Below are 19,091 nucleotides of genomic sequence, written 5' to 3' on the forward strand. Positions count from 1 at the left end.
ACTATTTTTTGGGGAGGATAAAGATCCTAACTCGTTTGAAAATATTATTAAAAGCATAAATTTTAGAACATGTTAATTAACAAGCTTTCAATATATCCCATGAAATATGTTTGATTTAAGATATCCATCTATTTAAGGAGATTTTTAAGATGAAGATAGCAATTATTGGACTTGGTGACATCGCCCAAAAGGGCTACTTACCCGTTCTTACTGAAAAAGAAAATATAGAGCTTATACTCTGTACTAGAAGCAAGGAAACTTTAAATAAACTATCAAAAAAATATAGAATTACACAATGTGTGCAAACGGTTGATGAATTAATAGATAAGGGAATAGATGCCGCTTTTATCAGCACTACCACTGAGGTTCATTTTGAAATAGCAGAAAAGCTTCTTGAAAATGGAATTAATATCTATGTAGATAAGCCAATTTCATTAAATTTTAATGAAACTAAAAGGCTAGTAAAACTTGCTGAGGAAAAAGGTTTAGTTGCTATGGTAGGGTTTAACAGAAGATTTGCCCCTATGATAAATCAATTAAAAACGCATGGTAAAGCAGATATTATAATCATGCAAAAGAATAGATTTCAGTTTCCTGACCACACTAGACGGGCTATTGTGGAAGATTTTGTGCACGTTGTTGATACTCTTCGTTTCCTTATGGATACTGAGGTGAAAGAAATTCAGGTTAAATATTTAGAGAAGAATAATTTACTACATAACGTGGTTATTCAACTAATTGGAGAAGAGTGCACTGCTATCGGAATTATGAATCGAGATAATGGGGTGACTGAAGAAATAATAGAATACATGACTGCTGAAAATAAATTTATAGTCGATAATTTTATTGAGACAATTCATTTACATAACAAAGATAAACAAATATCTAAGTTTGGTGATTGGGAGTCGACCCTCTATAAACGTGGGTTCTATCAAATAGTAGATCATTTTATTAGTTGTGTTGAAAATAACAAAACACCGTCTCCGTCTATTTCAGATTCTTTAATTACTCATGAAATCTGTGAAAAAATTGTAATGATGATTACAGAATAAAAGTAAGGGATTGTTGATACTAAAATGTCAACAATCCCTTGCCAATAAACATGTGAGGGACAATAAATATTTTTGCAACTACAAAATACGGGGATGTACCAGTATCTTAAAGCATTACTACCTATGACGAAGCAGATGGCTTTTTGATATTTGTTGTTATTAACCTAGATTAGGAAGATTCGATTGAACTAAAGCTTGGCCTTAAGTAATTTTGCGATCTGGAAGTTGTGGGACATCATGTATTAATGAGTGAAAATTTGTTTACTGATAACACTTTTGAAGAACCTGAGAAGATCATTTTTTTTTGAGGGGTCGATATTAGTGGATTAAAAATTTCAACCTCTCATTGCCCAAATGCTCATGGTACATGCTAATATCAAAAATATTTAATAGATACTGATCCTGGATAAAAAAACTGAAATCTAATGAGCTAAAGTAAGCGCCTAATTCAGCCCACATACCAATGAATAGTAGATTTTGTCATGCTTTCCTTTTTAATTAGAGCATCATTATGACAACTGAACGACACACTTATTGGAAAGGAATTATTGGTTTAAGAAAATCAATACTCAGGCAAAAACACACCGTAGCCATATTCTGCCTGTAGTGATCACACCTCATTCATCTAATATAAACCACAAACTCAGAATAACTCCCTAAATCAGACCGTAAACTTTCAAAATTAACTGCAACTAATCTGCAACTGACGATGCTGACACATAACCCAACGCGTTAACTTTTATTAGCACTCATTTGCTTTATTTTGAGTTCTTTGAGCACAGGAGCAATTTATGATTAAGATATTTTTCTTCTGGAAAAGTGTTCAAATAATATGATGAAGAAGTGCTTTCTGGAATAGATAATATTAGCTAGGAGAAGTAATACAAGTAGCTGATTGTAGTAGGCTTAAAAGCAAAAAGCCCGTAACGCTTTGAAACGTTACGGGCTTTTCTAAATGTGGTCGGTGATAAAGGATTCGAACCTTTGACCCCCTGGTCCCAAACCAGGTGCGCTACCAAGCTGCGCTAATCACCGAAAATTGTATTTACAGTTTACATCTGTGGGGTCATACCCCCTGGTCCAACTCTTTTCTCAAATTCTGAGGTGCGCTATCAAACTGCGCTAATCACCGAATATCTTGTTTTACATCGAGAAAAGATGGGGCGAATGACGGGGATTGAACCCGCGACAACCGGAATCACAATCCGGGGCTCTACCAACTGAGCTACATCCGCCACTAAAACTAATTTACGCTATTAACTTTACCTACCGAAAGATGGTGCACCCGACAAGATTCGAACCTGTGACCTTTGCCTCCGGAGGGCAACGCTCTATCCAGCTGAGCTACGGGTGCTCATGTCTTTAGCGTGGCGCGAATGTTACTGTTAGTTGATAATTCTGTCTACTGTTTTTTTACTATTTTAACAAAAACAGCTGCAATAGACGATTCTCTGAACAAATTGCTCAATTAATCATTAATCGATTGAATTTATTATTAATACACGGCGCTTCTTGTTTTCAGATATACTTTAATTAATTTCCTTATAAAGAGCATTCAGCCATGACACTAGATCCTATATTAGATCGCGAATCACAACCCTACGAGCATCCAGTTCCAAGCCGTGAGTTCATTTTAGAACATATGAGAAATCACGCCAAGCCTATTAGCCGTGATGCACTGTTCAGCGCTTTTTCATTAGAGAGTGAGGAGGAAGCGGAAGGTTTACGTCGCCGTTTAAAAGCGATGGAGCGCGATGGCCAATTAGTTTGGTGCCGTAATGCCACTTACGCCCTACCTGAAAAGCTGGATCTGAAAAAAGGTAAAGTAATTGGTCATAAAGACGGTTTTGGTTTCTTAAAAACCGAAGAGGAAGGAGCCGATCTTTTCCTACCGGCGCATCAAATGCGTTTATTATTTCACGGGGATAAAATCCTTGCACAACCGGTAAAAGTAGATGCACGCGGTCGCACTGAAGCACGTTTTGTGCGTTTACTGGAAGCTCGCAAAGAGGCCATTGTTGGTCGCTATTTTGTTGAAGATGGTATTGCGGTTGTAGTACCTGATGACTCGCGCATCAATCAAGAGATCCTGATCAGCCAAGATAATAATGGCGGTGCACGTCACGGACAAATAGTCGTTGTGGAAATTATTCAACGCCCCAAACCGCGCTTTACGGCTACGGGTAAAATTACCGAAGTGCTTGGTCAAGAGATGAAGCCGGGTATGGAAGTGGAGATTGCACTGCGTACCCACGATATTCCCCATCAGTGGCCTGAAGGGTTGGAGAAAGAGCTAGAAGCCTTTAGCGAGTTTGTGCCAGAGCATGCCATTAAGGGCCGTGTCGATCTGCGCGAGCTGCCTTTAGTTACGATTGATGGCGAAGATGCACGCGACTTTGATGATGCAGTTTTCTGTCAGCGTGAACCCGACGGCGGCTGGCGCTTATGGGTAGCCATTGCCGATGTCAGTTATTACGTGCGCAACGATACCATTATAGATAAAGAAGCGATTAACCGTGGTAACTCTGTGTATTTTCCTGATCAAGTGGTTCCGATGCTACCGGAAATACTGTCTAACGGTTTATGTTCGTTAAATCCGCAAGTGGACCGTCTATGTATGGTCAGCGAGATGGTTATTTCCAAAAAAGGATTGTTAACCGACTACAAATTCTATGAAGCGGTGATGAATTCTCACGCGCGTTTCACTTATACAAAAGTAGCCGCCATTTTAGAGGGTGATCAACCGCTCAGAGAGCAGTACAAACCTTTAGTCCCACACCTTGAAGAGTTAGAGCATCTTTACAAAGCATTCAAAAAAGCACGTCATATCCGTGGTGGTATGGAGTTTGAAACAGTTGAAGTGCGTTTTCTGTTTAATGAAAACCGCAAAATTGAATCGATCGTACCCTTAACGCGTAACGATGCGCATAAGATCATTGAAGAATGTATGATTCAGGCCAACGTTGCCGCAGCGCGCTTTATTGAAAGCGCACAAGCAGCAGCGCTGTTCCGCGTTCATGAAACGCCAAGTGATGAAAAGCTAGTAAACTTCCGTTCATTTTTAGCCGAGCTAGGTTTAAGTCTGGGTGGTGGGGATAAGCCGGCACCGCGTGATTACGCTGATTTAGCAGAAACATTTGCAGGTCGTGAAGATCAAGAACTGCTGCAAACCATGCTACTGCGTTCCATGAAGCAAGCGGTTTATCAAAATGAAAACCTTGGTCACTTTGGCCTGGCCTTAGATGAATATGCACACTTCACCTCGCCAATTCGTCGTTATCCAGATTTGATTCTGCATCGCGCCATTAAATACTTGGTCGCAGAGCAGGACAAAGGTCAGCAAAAATCGAAATGGACCAGCACCGGCGGTTATAATTACCAGCATGATGAGGTGGGCTTCTTAGGTGAGCATTGCTCTATGACAGAACGTCGCGCTGATGATGCAACCCGTGATGTGGGTGATGCGCTGAAATGTGAATATATGCAGGATCATGTTGGCGATCAAATGACAGGTACTATTGCTGCCGTGACAAATTTTGGTTTCTTTGTACGTCTCAATGATATTCATATCGATGGTTTAGTGCATGTCACCAGCCTACTTTCTGATTATTATATTTTTGATGCCGGCAAACAGACCCTTAAAGGTGAGCGCACTGGCCGTACATACCGTATTGGCGATGTATTGCAGGTAAAAGTGCTGTCAGTTAATTTAGATGATAAAAAAATCGACTTTGAGTTGGCAGACCAAGCAGCAGCAGGACAACGTAAACGCGCACGCACAACCGCAGGCAAAGAGAATGCCCGTCCGATTGATAAACGAGCAGGTGCTAAATCGAGCGGCAAAGCCAAGGATAAAAAAACGGATAAGCCGCAAAACAGCAATAAGCCGAAAAATAAAAGAAAAATAAAACAGGGTGAAAAAAACACCCCCACATCTCAGAAGAAAAAAGTGACGCCGAAAACGAAACGTTAAGGTCGTGCCGAACTCGTACTAAGGCAAAAACGTCAGAGAGCTAGACGCTCTAAGATACTCAAGCGAGCAGAATATGCATATTCTGATAGCTTGGGTATCTGTAATCCGTAAATAGAATGAGAGAAGAACAGATAATGAGTAAAAGTGAATTAATCTATGGTATTCATGCGGTTGATGCCCTGCTAGAAAAACAACCGGAACGGTTTATTGAAGTTTACGCACTAAAGGGCCGTGATGATCAGCGTTTAAACAGCATTATTAGCAAATTAAATGAATGGGGAATTTCGGTTCAGTTGATGCTGCGTAAATCAATGGATGAAAAATCAGAAGGTGAGCAGCATCAGGGCATTATCGCGCGCGTAAAAACGCTGAAAGTACTTAACGATAATGACTTAGATCCGATTCTTGATGCATTAGAGGTCGCGCCGTTTTTATTGATTTTAGACGGTGTCACAGATCCGCATAATTTAGGCGCATGCTTGCGTAGTGCAGATGCGGCGGGCGTACATGCGGTGATTATCCCCAAAGATAATTCTGTAAGCCTGACACCTGTGGTGCGTAAAGTGGCTTGTGGTGCAGCTGAATCGGTGCCCTTAATTCATGTCACTAACTTAGCGCGCACCATGCGTGCACTGCAGGAGAAAGGGATCTGGATTTACGGCACGGCGGGTGAAGCCACAGAAGATATCTACGACTGTAAATTAGCCGGCGGCATGGCCTTGGCAATGGGCGCCGAAGGGAAAGGGTTGCGCCGCTTAACGCGTGAACACTGCGATCAGTTGATTAAACTGCCAATGGCAGGTGCAGTATCAAGTTTAAACGTATCGGTAGCCACAGGTATCTGTCTGTTTGAAGTAGTTCGCCAGCGCCGTTAGCAGAGCTTTGCAAGCGGCCATACGCTAGACAATAAGTAAAAGGGGCTAATCAGCCCCTTCTTTTTGTCTCTAAAATGCGTACAGTAGTTTGAGCCCCGTAGAGACCTCTTTATTTAAGGTGTCAATCGGCACGTTTTGCATATATTTATAGTCAAAATCAAAGATTAGATACAACTCGCGATAGATTTTATTCTGCGCTTTAAGATTCACGCTATAAATACTGTTTTCCTTGCCCATCTCCCACACAGTGCTAGCCATCAACTGCAACGATTCGGAAACCACACGTTCATAATTAAAACGTGTGCGCACGATAAACTCATCAACGGATAGCGCATTCTTGCCATCATTTGGCACAGCCATGCGGTAACCCGGTCCAATTTCCATATTAAATTTATGTCTGTTCTCATCAAACAGGATGCGACCATAACCGACAGTATAAATATCCTCTTTTTCATAACTGGCAAATTGATTGCGTTTAATATCGCTACGCGCAAACACCAGGTTACGCAGATCTAAATAATAATCGCCTTGCAACTGCCAGCGATATTTCTCGGCGGACTTCTCACCATCCTCGTCAGACATTTCAAACTTGAAATTACTATTGAATTTATAGCGACTCGCTTGCTCATAATCCAAAACAAGCCGCCCATTAATTGCGCGCGTTACTTTATTATCCTGCTCATATGAAAAGCCGAACTCTACAGAGCCCGAAAAATCATCCGGCTGTGCAACGATAATGATCGGCAGATTCTGTTCACCCGGCGGATCTTTTTTCTCCACCGATTTATGCTCAATCAAATCAGGTTGGCTTTGAATAGTCGTTTTTAGTAAATCGATATCTGAAGCAATTTCCGCCGGCTTTTTACGTATGCTTGTTTGTAGTTCGCGGTTGTTTTTTTCCAACGCGGCTATCTGACTGCTTCGTGTTTCCACCTCGCCTTCAAGATGATTTATCTGCGCCTCTAATCTATTATTTTGCTGCAGGGCTAAAGCCAATTGTGCTTGTAACAACCCTCTCTCTTCTGCGCTTTTCTGTTTTTCTTGCAAGAGTCGTTTTATCTCTTGTCTATTTTCTTTTTTTTCTATGACTAACGGTGGCGGCGCTACGGGGGTAAATTGAAACTCAATAGCAGAGCGGCTATTTTCAGCAATAACGACTGCTTGAGTATCGTTTTCTATGTTTGCCCGCTCATCGTTTATTATTTCAGCCACACTTTCATCATCCACAAATAACGCAGTGCCAAGCGTAAATAGTGTGAAATTAGTAAATAAAATGAGAAGTAATTGCGAATTAAACAAGGCACGCTCGTAAGTGGTTAAATAGATAAACAAGGTCAATATAGTACACTCTTTATATCGTTCTAATCGAGTAGATGCAATACTTACCGCTTTAGATATAAATATCTTCCTTTATTATTGCAATCATCACTTGCGCCGCTTCACACTAAACTGTATTATTTCTCGCCTTAAATCAGCCACCCTTTTTTGTTCCTTGCTTCTATTTGGTACGGCTGAGCCAATCTAAGAAGCTACTAACCCGTAAGGAGCGATTTTTATATGCGTCATTATGAAATCGTATTTATGGTTCACCCAGATCAGAGTGAACAAGTTAATGGTATGATCGAACGTTACACAGCATCTATTACAGAAGCTGGCGGTATAGTTCATCGTCTAGAAGACTGGGGCCGTCGTCAATTGGCTTACCCAATCAACAAACTACACAAAGCACACTATGTTCTTATGAATATTGAAGCTGAACAGAACGTAATCGATGATTTGGAAACTGCTTTCCGTTTCAACGATGCAGTGATCCGTAACATGATCATGCGTACTAAAACTGCTGTGACTGAAGTTTCTGTAGTGGCAAAAGCAAGAGAAGAACGTGTTGAACGTGCTCCTCGAGCTCCTCGCCCAGAAGCACCAGTAGCACCAGTAGCAGCGGCACCAGCCGAAGCCGAAGCAACAGCTGAAGCATAAGCTACTTAGTGACTGATAACTTTTTGCGACTTGCTGGTGTAGTGACTGAAAAGCCTACATTCAAAAATAGTCCTGCAGGTATTGAACACTGCAATTTCGTGATTGAACATCGTTCAATGCAAAAAGAAGCTGAGTTACCACGCAACGTTTTTTGTTATATGCCCGTTGCAGTAAGTGGAACATTAGCTGATCAGTTAAAAAATAAATTATCGAAAGGTATGCAGATAAGAGTAAGTGGTTTTATCACTTATCACCAAAGTAAAAATAACCTTGGTAAATTAGTTTTGCATGCTCAGTACATAGAACAAATTTGAGGAAATACCATGGCTCGTTACTTCCGCCGTCGTAAGTTCTGTCGTTTCACCGCAGAAGGTGTTAGCGAAATTGATTACAAAGACGTTGTTACGTTAAAAAATTACATCACTGAAAGTGGTAAAATTGTACCTAGCCGTATTACTGGCACATGTGCTAAATACCAACGTCAACTAGCGCGCGCTATCAAACGTGCACGTTACTTGTCACTTTTACCATACACAGATTTACACAAGTAAATAGGAGCTATATATTATGGAAATTATTCTACAAGATACAGTTACTAACCTTGGTAAACTTGGTGATAAAGTTGAGGTTAAATCAGGTTACGCACGTAACTTTCTTTTCCCACAACAAAAAGCTGTTCCAGCAAACAAAGCAAACTTAGCTGCTTTTGAAACACGTCGTGTTGAATTAGAAGCTAAACAAGCTGCAAACCTTGCTGCTGCAGAAAAACGTGGCGCAACATTAGCTGCATTAGAAGCGATTGTAATCACTTCTAAAGCGGGCGATGAAGGTAAATTATTTGGTTCAATCGGTACGCGTGATATTGCAGATGCAATCACTGCTGCTGGTGTTCCTGTAGTTAAAAGTGAAGTTCGTCTTCCTGAAGGCGCGCTACGCAACACTGGTACTTACGAAATTGCTGTAGCAGTACACAGTGACGTATCTACTATTGTTAACATCGAAGTTACAGCTGCAGAGTAATCTCTCGCTGACAATTTAGATGACAAAAATACCTGCTTTTAAGCGGGTATTTTTTTGCCTGAAATTTACAACCAGGTAATACAAAACTGCTATAGCCTATTTGCAGACACTGGCTCTGATGTATCTACTATTGTTAACATCGAAGTTACAGCTGCAGAGTAATCTCTCACTGACAATTTAGATGACAACTCCTTATGACAGGACAGCCTGCTTTTAAGCGCTTATTTTGTAACGAAAGTTTTTTGCCTGAAATTTGCAGCTGCAGAGTAATCTCTTGCTGACAATTCAGATGACAGCTCCTTATAACAGAACAGCCTGATTTTAAGCTGGTATTTTTTTGCCTGAAATTTACAACCAGGTAATACAAAACTGCTATAGCCTATTTGCAGACACTGGCTCTGACGTATCTACTATTGTTAACATCGAAGTTACAGCTGCAGAGTAATCTCTCGCTGACAATTTAGATGACAACTCCTTATGACAGGACAGCCTGCTTTTAAGCGCTTATTTTGTAACGAAAGTTTTTTGCCTACAATTTAGATAACAGCTCCTTATGACAGGACTGCCTGCTTTTAAGCGCTTATTTTGTAACGAAAGTTTTTTGCCTAAAATTTGCAGCTGCAGAGTAATCTATTTAGATGGCAGCTCCTTATGACAGGGCAGCCTGCTTTTAAGCGGGTGTTTTTTGCCTAAAATTTACAGCTGCAGAGTAATCTATTTAGATGACAGCTCCTTATGACAGGACAGCCTGCTTTTAAGCGGGAATTACATTCCCAAATCGTTTGCGGATATTATTGTAAAATAAGGCGATAACCCGCACCATAAACGGATTGGATTAAATCTTCTCCCTGACTAATATCCGCCAATTTTTTTCTTAACTTTTTAATGTGGCTGTCAATGGTTCTATTATTAACAATACGGTAGTCTGAGTACATATTTTGCATAAGCTGCTCACGTGTAAATATGCGGCCGGGTTTACCTGCTAAGGGTTTCAATAATTGAAATTCCACGGATGTGAGTGAGACTTGCAGAGCATTAAAGCTCACCAGCAAACGATCTTCATCAAGAGTAAGAGCGAGATTAATAATATCTGTTGATTGTGCTCTTCTTAAAACGGCTTTAACTCTCGCCACCACCTCTCGAGGACTAAAAGGTTTACAAATATAATCATCAGCGCCTAGCTCTAACCCCAATAGCCTATCTATTTCATCAACTTTTGCGGTAACCATCAATATTGGCACATTTGAAAATTGGCGGATCTCCTTACATAGTTCAATACCATCTTTCCCGGGCAGCATAATATCAAGTAGAATAACGGTAGGTTGATGCGCTTTCACCCAGGCAATGACTTCATCTCCGTGATGAATTTGATAAGGCTCATACTCAGTCAATTTGAAGTAATCCGTTAACAGATTAGCCAGTTTTATTTCGTCTTCTACAATCAGTATTGAATTTGACATGCTACATTCTCTTAGTTATTTACTTAACGGTAGTTCGATTACAATAGCTAATCCACCTAAGCTGGACTGCTCAGCTGAAATTTCACCCTGATGTGCGGCGACAATATGCGCGCATATAGATAACCCAAGTCCTGATCCACCAGTTTTACGATTTCTGGAGTTTTCAACGCGATATAAATATTCAAATAAATTCGGCAAATTCTGCTCTGCAACACCCACACCATTATCTTCCACTTTTACTCTTACCAATGGTTTGATTGGCGTTCCATCTACTGCAAGAGATATTTTGACCAAACTTGCATCTGCATATTTAATGCAGTTGTTAATCAGGTTATCAAACAGTTGGCTTAATCTAATAGTATCCGCAAAAACCTCTGCCTGTGCGTCTTCTATTTCAACCACCAGCTTGATGCCTGCATCTGCCAGATAGCTGCTATATTTCTTAACTTCCGAGCTAACCCATAAGGTCAGATTATCGGTTTTCTTGTTATAATGCATGCCGCCGATATCTGCGCTGGTTAGTTGATGCAGATCATCGATAAGATACTGGAGGTGTTTAACCTCATCATTGGCTGAATCTATATTTTTTTTACTCAGCGGTCTGACATCATCGAGCATCGCTTCCAACTCACCGCGTAAAATGGCAACTGGTGTGCGCAATTCATGCGATATATTGGCCAGCCAGCGTTTCCGAGCGCTTTCATTTTCATGAAGTGTTATCGCTAACTCATTAAAATCACGGCTTAGGTCACCCAACTCATCCTGCCTCTGCAAATTAATATGTTGCTGATAGTTACCTTGAGTTAATTTATGCATCCCCACCATGATCAACTTAATAGGTCCAACTAAATGGTGTGCAAGCGGCAGAGTTATCAATACAACTAAGATCATGGCGGTTAACGCAATAATCCACAAATAACTCCTCTGCTGCTCGATAAAATCCAATGCATAACCATCGGTTATTTGATTGCGCTTCGGAATAACTAACCAGCCAACATTTATATTATCAACAGTAATCGCAATGTTAGTGTATTTAAAATTTTCACGATAGCGTCCGGCAATCAGGTTTTGCTTATTATCGAGTAATGCATAACCTGCTCGATCTCTAGGCGGTCGATGTGGCCCTCTCGATTCTGCGGGTGGTGGCCTAAATTCTGGGGGATCTCCAAATTCTACTGGCGGCGGCTTCCTAAATTCATCTGCTGGCGGCGGTGGCTGTATAAACGCACTATCTTTAAGCTTTAAAAACAGCAAATCTGCAAACTTTTTATGCTGTCCCTCTATTGTTGACCAGCTGTTTACTTTTTGATATTCACTTGCAAGCTCTACAACTAAGGGTTTTAATGTCTCAATCTCTTTGCTATTCACATATTCAATCATGCCCTTGCCAATACTCCATTGTATTAACAAAACCAAGGCAGTCACTAATAACAGACTGAAGCTAAACAGTATCAAAAAGAGTTTGTTGTGAATTTTCATTGCAATCAATCCCATCATATAAACCTGAAAGTATTACGAATGTAGTCATAACAATCATACTAACTTTTTTACGACTTTAACGAAAAACATTACTCATCAACACGCATGTTAATGACCAATAATTAATTTAGTTAGGAGCGAAAACAATTAAGATCTATCCCCAAAATATTCAGGCAATAGATCTTAATTCAGCAAACAGCTATATCACACGGGTAAACTATTGATATAAATAATCATCTGTAGCAATCTGACGATCAATAACATGCTCTTTTAGTGCGGCAATCGCCTGATTAAAATCATTGATTCCATTTAGAAACGTATAACCTTCTACTTCATTCTCTGCATAGGCTACGACTAAAGCTGCATAGTTGTCGTATAAAGATTCCATCGTCCCCGCTTCAAAAGCATCTGAAATAACCTCTAATAGATACTGATCGTATTGTGCCTTGTACACATCATCAGCCATTATCTTGGCAATTAATGGCCAATCATTGCTTTCAAGATTTGAAAAATCTAATGCTAACGCACCACCCATTTTTCCTTCCTGCAACGCTTCATTATTATCCCAAGGGATCCAGGTAAGTTTAGCTGTGCTGGGATCATTATATAAATAGAAGTTATGGGTCATGCGGCCATAGGTATCCCAATTTTGTATCACACCGTTAACAGCGAGGTATTTCAAAAACAGGTCAACATCAAAAACGGCATTCAAATTTGCTCGCCATATTGCAGGAGAGCTTTGATCATCGTGTAATGCGCTAAATAACGCCTGAATATCCGACCAATCGCTATCATCTTCATTGGTCTTTTTCTCAAAATCCGTTTCGTTAAAGGTGCCATCGATAAAACTGGCTCCATCACCTTCAGGTTTATAAAGGTTGCCCTCATCGCTAGCAAACTGAGTATCAATCACAGTGTCATCAACCTCTTCGACCAAGGTATATAATCCGAAATAGACCGGCCCATTTCCATGGTCAACATACAAGGCATAAAAAGCTGTATGTGATACAGCAAGGCCGGCATTGGCAAAAACGTCAGCGGCAACTTTTTCCCGCAAAAATGATTTGTCATCATAATTGTTTTTTAGGCTTAATTTTTTAAAGCCATAGAAACGTTGATTATCTATCTGCGGGTAATCATCTTCATACTCATCAAAATCAAGTTTAAAGGATAGTTTCAATATTCCTTGCTCCCAGCTGCTTTGCAGACTTGAGTTGCCCTTGAAACGTAATCCGACCTTATACCACTGCGTGTCATTGTAAAAAACATCTCCAGGCACAAAGATAGGATTGTCTGAGTCCTCAACACTAGCAACTGCCTCGGTCCCACCAGCAACTGGCGGCTCTCCCCCCACAACGGGCTGGTTAACATCAGTAGTGGATTGACCAAATTCACCGTACAGGCTAGTCATATCATCTAACATGCTCTGCCAATGCGCTTCACTGATCACCAGATCGAGACGTTTAACTTGGGTATTATCAAATACTTCATCAAAATTAGGCTCAGCACTTTTACTGTGCGTTTCGTCGCTCCAGTCAGAGATTTCAAAGTCAGCGTCAGTACTGGTATCAACACTAGTATCAACCGCATCTTCTGTCTCTGAATCACCGCTTCCACAAGCTGTAATCATTAACACCGAGCTAATGACTACCCCTGCAAAAATAAATTTTCGTATTATAGATGAATCGGAAAATGGCCGAGGTTTGCAATTAAAGATCATAATAACTTCCTATGTAGTTGAGTTGAATTAATTGAGTGGAATGACGCTGAACTGGTCGCCAATAATCATCAGTAATGTAATAAAACAATGTGCAGAAAATGTGCAAAAAGAGTGGAAAAACAATGAAAGATGGAAGCGTGACTATCGACGATTGCTTTTAGCTCCTGCAATCTGATTATTTGATGCCTTCGCATCGGTGTTCAGAAATATATTATCCTTTCCTTATTTAATCCTTACTTGTTCCTTATTTCTTACACAATTAACTATTAATCTATAGCTGATTTAGCGAACTCATCATTAGGCAGGTTGCTTTTTTAAGACCGAGTTAATCAGCAGATTAACGATACAAAAGAGGCAGTGTTTTATGTATTTACACAGTATTAACAAGGTGTTATCACACATCGAGCCCTATGGATTGAAGGATTTGAAAAATGCGAATTTAATGAATCGTGTTGACAGTAAATTTTTATTGCCAGTCTCTGGGCTTGCGAACATTTTGACTCAACTACAGCACTCATATCGCGTATTAGAAATAAATGGTCAGCGGATTTCGAATTATAATAACCAGTATTACGACACACTGCCGATGAAGTTTTATCACGACCATCACAATGGCAAACTGAGTCGCTTTAAAGTTCGTCACAGACAGTATGTCGATACACAAACTTCATTTTTAGAAGTGAAACATAAAACCAATCAAGGCCGCACCCACAAAACACGTATTAACATTGCTAACGATCTATCCCAATCTCCAGTGGCGGATGACTTTATTTTTGACTCTGTGGGTATCCCCTTAAAAGAGATGCAAGTATCTCAATACAGTGGCTATCAACGCATTGCCTTAGCTAATGAGGAAACAGCCGAGCGTTTAACTATCGATTTTAATTTATGGTATGCACTGGATCTAAATTATAAAATTAAGCTACCCAATATCTGCATTGCTGAACTCAAACAGGCAAGAAAATCGAAAGATTCTCCGTTTTATTCGCTGCAAGAAAACACACCAATGTCGCCCCTTTCTTTCAGCAAATACTGCATAGGCTGCGCGCTTTTACATCAAACAGAAATAAAATCAAACCGTTTTAAACCAACCCTAAATAAGCTCAGCAACATGTTGCAGCAATACAATTCCATTAACACTCACTTACACACAATCTAGGAGTATTTACACTATGTCAGTCTTCGACTTTGCTTTTGTTATTCGCTTTTCCATTACACTGTTTTTCATCGCATTTCTGAGCTACGGATGCTATTTTCGGATCACAAAAAATGCCGACTTTGCAGCATCCTTTATGTTATTCGGTACAGGTGTTTTTGTTGTAATCTATTTCCTTCACGGAGTCGATATGTCGATGGGGTTTGCATTTGGACTGTTTGCCGTATTTACCATGCTGCGTTACCGAACAGAATCGATATCGATAAAAGAGATGACTTATCTTTTTCTGGTAATTGCGATTGCCCTATTAACAGCGGTTACTAAAACTAGCATAGCGCAACTGATAGTCCTTAACGCCATGTTATGTGCTGTGGCATATATTATCGACTCCGGTTTATTCGGTCATCGCTATCCCGAGCAGGTAATACAGTACGAAAAAATCAAAAATATCAAACCTGAAAATATCAATAACCTAATTTCAGATTTGGCGATGCGTACTGGACTTGATATCGTCAATGTTAAAGTTAACCGCATCGATTTTTTAAGAGATAGCGCAGAACTCAGTGTATGGTATCGGCCAAGTAGCAAGAAAAAACAACAACGTTTACAAGCCGCAATTATTGACCGTATTCAGACAGAGTAGGCATACTCTCAGTTAGTCCCCTTACAATGGGGCAAAGCACCCCTCTTTTTTATTTATAAGTGGACTGAAGTCCACGCCCCAAGTTCTTTAAGCAAAAGACAACGTATACTCTTATTGCCTGAGTAAAGTACATAAGCATATTATTATTTATGTCATTCAAGAGCTTGTTAATGTACTAACACAAAGCAGTAAAGACGCGGAAGCTGTTAGCCTTAATGTTTCAAACTAAGGTGCGAAACTTAGGCAACTGGTAAGCAAATTTAGGATATAAACGAATTGAAAAAACACCCACTTTCGAGCGGATATTTTTTTGTCTGATATTTATTGGTTATGAAAAATCACTGCAAAATGCTACCGAGTTAATTTTTCTAACCTCAAGAATCCCTCCTGAACTATCAGTACCCAAGCTACCTCAATATGCAGGAATCGACATATTGAGCTAGTTTGGTAATAAAAGAGGAGATAAAATGAGGTTATTGAATATTATGCTGTTGTATTGATAATCGAATCTCCCTCTTCGATGTCAAACTTTTCCATCACTTGAGAATAGATATCTTGCCTATCTTGATCACTTAGTTCACTTCCATTAATAGATGCAAGCTTTTCTTCTAAGAGTGAGCCCAAATAACTTACCATAGAGCTTATTTCTACTGAGCTTTGAGGTGGTGGAGGTGGAGCGGGTCTATCACCCCCCTCAACATTGGCTAAATCCCCAATTGTTTTTCCGTCAAAACCAAGTTCAGAGATTGCAGACTCCATTTCATTTCCTGGCTTAATCCCCGCTTCAGTAAACGCTTCAACGATACTGATTGCATCTGCTTGGGTTAAATTGTCAGGATCAAACTCTGATAAAGTATCAGAAATCAATGTCTGCTGCTGCTCACTTAACTTTTGCTCTGAACGTGGTGGCGGCGGCGGTGGCATTGACATGCCAGAACTGATTGAACTAACCATATGAACTCCTTTATTAACGTTTTTGGGGACGAGGTGGTTTATGATCGCTGTACTCTTGATTACTGATAACACCATCACTGTCTGTATCTATCTCTGCAAAAACAGTTTGATGATCACCATGAGGTAGCTCTTGTAACGAAAACTCATCAAAATCAATTTCGCCGTCACTATCACTATCAACCTCTTCAAAACTAGGACGAGGAGGTCTTTTTCCATTTTCCTGAACGCTATCTGCGGCATAAGTCTGGCTGGCAGCGACAGTAAAGAGCGCTAGTACAATTATTACATTGGAACGAATATTCATTAATTTCTCCTATTTTTCTAAACATTCGCCATTAGATTAACAATAGAAAGTGTAAGAATTGTTCAAAAAAAGAGAAAGATGCATAAATTGCTTAAAAAAATAAAAAAGGCAGAATTAAATACGATCAATACTTCTTATACCAAAGGAATTAATGAAGTGATCAAGTATGGCGCAGGAAAAATTAGCACTAACAAGGCGTGAGTTGCAGGAGATAGTTACTCTCACTTCAAAACTCACAACGCAGTTAGTGTGGATTTTAACAAGCTAGACTGATCACCTTTTTAGTTCCTTTGGTATTATAAACCTAAACTGTCGTTTAATTCGCGCCATGATTTCCCTTGCTAAGATTGTTATTCGTATAAAAAAAGCATAAACGTAAATTGCGTGGCCATATCGATTTGGTGAAATGAATGCAAAAAGCAAGACGCGATCCCATTATTTTTTCAAGCAAGAGTAATTCCCTCATCACTAATAACAGGGTGTGTTAACCTTTCGAAATTGTTTTTTCAGCCATATACTGATGATTATACAAAGCAGAGCCGGTTTGCTTTGGTTGTTACCCATAACCAGGCGATAAAGAAGTAAACAAAACAAACTAGGATAATTAAATCCAATGGCAAAACCTTATACTTATAGTGTGACAGTGATAAGTTTTTTCATCCTCTGTGTAATTGCTCTCTTATACACTGCGCAGCGCGGCGTCACGAATATCCTCTCTATCCAAGCAAAAAACGGCGCTATTGATATTTCTACTGCCATTGAAAAAGATCAGTCTGTAAATTTAAACGGTGAATGGTTATTTTTCTATAATGAATTTTTATCTATTGAGCAGATAAAAGCGCGTCATTCACAGGGGCAACCGATCAATGTGCCTGCATACTGGAATCTTGAACAATTCGATGCACAAGCCAACTCAGATCAGGGTTATGGGACTTATTATCTGCAGGTTACGATAGGAAAAACAGCTGAGCCGCTGGCAATCAGTTTACCAACTATTGGTACCGCCTACCGTTTATATGTAGATAATGAATTATCACTCTTCGTCGGTGAAGCGGGGCGAACTAAAGCGCAGACAACAGGCGCTTACCAGCCACAAATTTTGCTGTTAACTACAGATAAAACGGTCATTGATCTCACCTTTCATGTCGCCAACTATGATTACAACACGGGAGGGATCTGGTATTCCATAAAAATGGGCAAGGTACAAACACTTTTTCAAGAGCAAAAACTAAGTTCAATGCACAGCATGTTGCTCGGCGGTTTCTTATTAGCCATCGCCTTGTATAACCTGATCCTCTTTACGCAGAGAAAGTCAGATACACTGCCGCTAGTTTTTGCATTACTCTGTCTTACCCTTGGCTTACGGGAGTTTTTTGTACAAAACTATCTTATTTTAAACTATCTGCCTAATTTGACGCTTGCTCAGTTAGTTAGAATCGAATATTTCACCTTTTTTCTCGCAGCCCCATTAATCATACATTTTAATTATCTCATTTTTTCAGCCTATTTTAATAAACGGGTAGTTATCGCAAGTTATGGCACAGCGCTGCTGTTAACTCTAATGCTGGTCATTCAGAAGCTTGAAAGTACCTCTACTATCTTATTAGTGATGCAGTTATTAACCCCCCTATATATTGCCTATGTTCTTTTGATTACAGCGCAAGCCTGCCATGCACAACAAAAGGGAGCACAGGCCTTATTGTTCGGTAGTTTTGTTTTCGCATTCTGCGTTATAAATGACATCTTATATGCTCATGAATTTATTCAAACCGGTTACTTTTCCAGTCTTGGCTTAACCATTTATGTGCTCTCACAAAGCTATATGACCGGCATAAAATTTAATCAGGGCTTTGTGCTAAGCAATCATCTAGGTAGGCAACTTAAAAGGCGTAATCTGGCGCTAGAAAAAATGATCCTTTATTTTGAAAAAAGAGTTATTGAGCGAACTAACGCACTCGCTCAAGCGAACACCCATTTGCAACAGTTAGCACATACTGATTCCCTTACCCAAACGGCTAACCGCCACGGTATTTACCCAGTGATTGAGCAAGAGGAAGCGCGATTTAAACGTAACGGCATCCCTTACTCGCTAGCAACGCTAGATTTAGACCATTTTAAAGACGTCAATGATCAACATGGCCATGAGGCTGGCGATATCATGCTTAAAGAATGTGTATTGACCATTCAAAAGCACATTCGCGATCAAGATAAACTCGCTCGCTGGGGAGGCGAAGAGTTTATTGTGTTATTACCTGAAACAAAGCTGCATGGTGCAGCCATATTGGCAGAAAAAATCCGCAAGGCGATTGCCCAGTTAGAGATTAAAGTCAACGGCACGCAAATGGCAATCACAGCAACGATTGGCGTTGTTGAAGTAGAACCCGGTGAATCTTTTGATGCCACCCTCAAGCGCTCAGATATTGCTTTGTTCAAAGGTAAGGCGCAAGGGAGAAATAAAGTAGTATGGTAGTGTTGGAA

The 19,091-nt window shown here is 40.0% G+C and carries 16 protein-coding genes and 3 tRNA genes; 10 read left to right on the forward strand and 9 right to left on the reverse strand.

Features of this window, described 5'->3' with window-relative positions:
• Positions 1 to 149: 149 nt before the first annotated feature.
• Positions 150 to 1,052 (forward strand): Gfo/Idh/MocA family protein, encoded by a 903-nt coding sequence (locus ACJAT7_RS02210; protein ID WP_415225163.1) that lies wholly within the window; start codon positions 150 to 152, stop codon positions 1,050 to 1,052.
• Between the two features lie 958 nt (positions 1,053 to 2,010).
• Here ACJAT7_RS02210 and ACJAT7_RS02215 read toward each other — a convergent pair.
• The 3 genes from ACJAT7_RS02215 to ACJAT7_RS02225 form a co-directional block, all read right to left on the reverse strand.
• Positions 2,011 to 2,087: transfer RNA gene (locus ACJAT7_RS02215), tRNA-Pro, on the reverse strand.
• Positions 2,088 to 2,211: 124 nt separating this feature from the next.
• Positions 2,212 to 2,287, reverse strand: a tRNA-His gene (locus ACJAT7_RS02220).
• A gap of 42 nt (positions 2,288 to 2,329) precedes the next feature.
• Positions 2,330 to 2,406: transfer RNA gene (locus ACJAT7_RS02225), tRNA-Arg, on the reverse strand.
• Positions 2,407 to 2,613: 207 nt separating this feature from the next.
• Between ACJAT7_RS02225 and rnr the strand changes: the two genes are divergently transcribed.
• Both rnr and rlmB read left to right on the forward strand, forming a co-directional pair.
• Positions 2,614 to 5,025: a ribonuclease R gene (gene rnr, locus ACJAT7_RS02230; RefSeq protein ID WP_415225164.1), complete on the forward strand. Its 2,412-nt coding sequence runs from the start codon at positions 2,614 to 2,616 to the stop codon at positions 5,023 to 5,025.
• A gap of 134 nt (positions 5,026 to 5,159) precedes the next feature.
• Positions 5,160 to 5,900 carry a 23S rRNA (guanosine(2251)-2'-O)-methyltransferase RlmB gene (gene rlmB / locus ACJAT7_RS02235; RefSeq protein ID WP_415225165.1) on the forward strand — a complete coding sequence of 247 codons (741 nt, stop codon included), beginning with the start codon at positions 5,160 to 5,162 and terminating at the stop codon, positions 5,898 to 5,900.
• Positions 5,901 to 5,969: 69 nt separating this feature from the next.
• On the opposite strand, the gene ACJAT7_RS02240 is transcribed toward rlmB, so the two are convergent.
• On the reverse strand, positions 5,970 to 7,238 hold the full coding sequence (locus ACJAT7_RS02240) for a DUF481 domain-containing protein (protein ID WP_415225166.1): 1,269 nt from the start codon (positions 7,236 to 7,238) through the stop codon (positions 5,970 to 5,972).
• A gap of 219 nt (positions 7,239 to 7,457) precedes the next feature.
• Between ACJAT7_RS02240 and rpsF the strand changes: the two genes are divergently transcribed.
• Genes rpsF through rplI form a run of 4 tightly spaced genes read left to right on the forward strand, consistent with a single transcriptional unit; the run spans position 7,458 to position 8,897 of the window.
• Positions 7,458 to 7,877, forward strand: a complete 420-nt coding sequence (gene rpsF / locus ACJAT7_RS02245; protein WP_415225167.1) for a 30S ribosomal protein S6 — start codon at positions 7,458 to 7,460, stop codon at positions 7,875 to 7,877.
• 8 nt (positions 7,878 to 7,885) lie between these two features.
• Complete coding sequence (gene priB / locus ACJAT7_RS02250; protein WP_415225168.1) at positions 7,886 to 8,191, forward strand: primosomal replication protein N; 306 nt, start codon at positions 7,886 to 7,888, stop codon at positions 8,189 to 8,191.
• A 9-nt stretch (positions 8,192 to 8,200) separates the two neighbouring features.
• Positions 8,201 to 8,428, forward strand: coding sequence for a 30S ribosomal protein S18 (gene rpsR, locus ACJAT7_RS02255; protein ID WP_011771657.1), 228 nt, complete (start codon positions 8,201 to 8,203; stop codon positions 8,426 to 8,428).
• 16 nt (positions 8,429 to 8,444) lie between these two features.
• Positions 8,445 to 8,897 (forward strand): 50S ribosomal protein L9, encoded by a 453-nt coding sequence (gene rplI, locus ACJAT7_RS02260; protein ID WP_415225169.1) that lies wholly within the window; start codon positions 8,445 to 8,447, stop codon positions 8,895 to 8,897.
• Between the two features lie 791 nt (positions 8,898 to 9,688).
• Here the strand turns inward: rplI and ACJAT7_RS02265 are convergent.
• The 3 genes from ACJAT7_RS02265 to ACJAT7_RS02275 all read right to left on the reverse strand — a co-directional run bounded on the left by ACJAT7_RS02265 (position 9,689) and on the right by ACJAT7_RS02275 (position 13,556).
• Positions 9,689 to 10,357, reverse strand: coding sequence for a response regulator (locus ACJAT7_RS02265; protein WP_415225170.1), 669 nt, complete (start codon positions 10,355 to 10,357; stop codon positions 9,689 to 9,691).
• A 15-nt stretch (positions 10,358 to 10,372) separates the two neighbouring features.
• Positions 10,373 to 11,836, reverse strand: coding sequence for an ATP-binding protein (locus ACJAT7_RS02270; RefSeq protein WP_415225171.1), 1,464 nt, complete (start codon positions 11,834 to 11,836; stop codon positions 10,373 to 10,375).
• Positions 11,837 to 12,053: 217 nt separating this feature from the next.
• Positions 12,054 to 13,556 (reverse strand): CotH kinase family protein, encoded by a 1,503-nt coding sequence (locus tag ACJAT7_RS02275; RefSeq protein ID WP_415225172.1) that lies wholly within the window; start codon positions 13,554 to 13,556, stop codon positions 12,054 to 12,056.
• Between the two features lie 364 nt (positions 13,557 to 13,920).
• Here ACJAT7_RS02275 and ACJAT7_RS02280 point away from each other — a divergent pair, with 364 nt between their 5' ends.
• Positions 13,921 to 14,715 carry a polyphosphate polymerase domain-containing protein gene (locus ACJAT7_RS02280; protein ID WP_415225173.1) on the forward strand — a complete coding sequence of 265 codons (795 nt, stop codon included), beginning with the start codon at positions 13,921 to 13,923 and terminating at the stop codon, positions 14,713 to 14,715.
• 13 nt (positions 14,716 to 14,728) lie between these two features.
• Positions 14,729 to 15,355 (forward strand): DUF4956 domain-containing protein, encoded by a 627-nt coding sequence (locus ACJAT7_RS02285; protein ID WP_415225174.1) that lies wholly within the window; start codon positions 14,729 to 14,731, stop codon positions 15,353 to 15,355.
• Positions 15,356 to 15,838: 483 nt separating this feature from the next.
• On the opposite strand, the gene ACJAT7_RS02290 is transcribed toward ACJAT7_RS02285, so the two are convergent.
• Entirely contained in the window at positions 15,839 to 16,309 is a 471-nt protein-coding gene (locus ACJAT7_RS02290) for a hypothetical protein (protein WP_415225175.1), read from the reverse strand.
• A gap of 13 nt (positions 16,310 to 16,322) precedes the next feature.
• Positions 16,323 to 16,613, reverse strand: coding sequence for an EF-hand domain-containing protein (locus tag ACJAT7_RS02295; protein WP_415225176.1), 291 nt, complete (start codon positions 16,611 to 16,613; stop codon positions 16,323 to 16,325).
• Between the two features lie 613 nt (positions 16,614 to 17,226).
• On the opposite strand from ACJAT7_RS02295, the gene ACJAT7_RS02300 reads away from it, so the two are divergent.
• Complete coding sequence (locus ACJAT7_RS02300; protein ID WP_415225177.1) at positions 17,227 to 19,083, forward strand: diguanylate cyclase; 1,857 nt, start codon at positions 17,227 to 17,229, stop codon at positions 19,081 to 19,083.
• Positions 19,084 to 19,091 lie beyond the last annotated feature (8 nt).

It is taken from the genome of Psychromonas sp. (assembly GCF_047632995.1).
Classification (GTDB): Bacteria; Pseudomonadota; Gammaproteobacteria; order Enterobacterales; family Psychromonadaceae; genus Psychromonas.

What these genes read in the sequence shown, in the direction of transcription:
- ACJAT7_RS02285 (WP_415225174.1), top strand. Translation starts at nt 14,729, where the DNA reads ATGTCAGTCTTCGACTTTGCTTTTGTTATTCGCTTTTCCATTACACTG.
- ACJAT7_RS02290 (WP_415225175.1), bottom strand. Translation starts at nt 16,309, where the DNA reads ATGGTTAGTTCAATCAGTTCTGGCATGTCAATGCCACCGCCGCCGCCA.
- ACJAT7_RS02295 (WP_415225176.1), bottom strand. Translation starts at nt 16,613, where the DNA reads ATGAATATTCGTTCCAATGTAATAATTGTACTAGCGCTCTTTACTGTC.
- ACJAT7_RS02210 (WP_415225163.1), top strand. Translation starts at nt 150, where the DNA reads ATGAAGATAGCAATTATTGGACTTGGTGACATCGCCCAAAAGGGCTAC.
- rplI (WP_415225169.1), top strand. Translation starts at nt 8,445, where the DNA reads ATGGAAATTATTCTACAAGATACAGTTACTAACCTTGGTAAACTTGGT.
- rpsF (WP_415225167.1), top strand. Translation starts at nt 7,458, where the DNA reads ATGCGTCATTATGAAATCGTATTTATGGTTCACCCAGATCAGAGTGAA.
- rlmB (WP_415225165.1), top strand. Translation starts at nt 5,160, where the DNA reads ATGAGTAAAAGTGAATTAATCTATGGTATTCATGCGGTTGATGCCCTG.
- rnr (WP_415225164.1), top strand. Translation starts at nt 2,614, where the DNA reads ATGACACTAGATCCTATATTAGATCGCGAATCACAACCCTACGAGCAT.
- ACJAT7_RS02275 (WP_415225172.1), bottom strand. Translation starts at nt 13,556, where the DNA reads ATGATCTTTAATTGCAAACCTCGGCCATTTTCCGATTCATCTATAATA.
- rpsR (WP_011771657.1), top strand. Translation starts at nt 8,201, where the DNA reads ATGGCTCGTTACTTCCGCCGTCGTAAGTTCTGTCGTTTCACCGCAGAA.
- ACJAT7_RS02300 (WP_415225177.1), top strand. Translation starts at nt 17,227, where the DNA reads ATGGCAAAACCTTATACTTATAGTGTGACAGTGATAAGTTTTTTCATC.
- ACJAT7_RS02280 (WP_415225173.1), top strand. Translation starts at nt 13,921, where the DNA reads ATGTATTTACACAGTATTAACAAGGTGTTATCACACATCGAGCCCTAT.
- ACJAT7_RS02265 (WP_415225170.1), bottom strand. Translation starts at nt 10,357, where the DNA reads ATGTCAAATTCAATACTGATTGTAGAAGACGAAATAAAACTGGCTAAT.
- ACJAT7_RS02270 (WP_415225171.1), bottom strand. Translation starts at nt 11,836, where the DNA reads ATGAAAATTCACAACAAACTCTTTTTGATACTGTTTAGCTTCAGTCTG.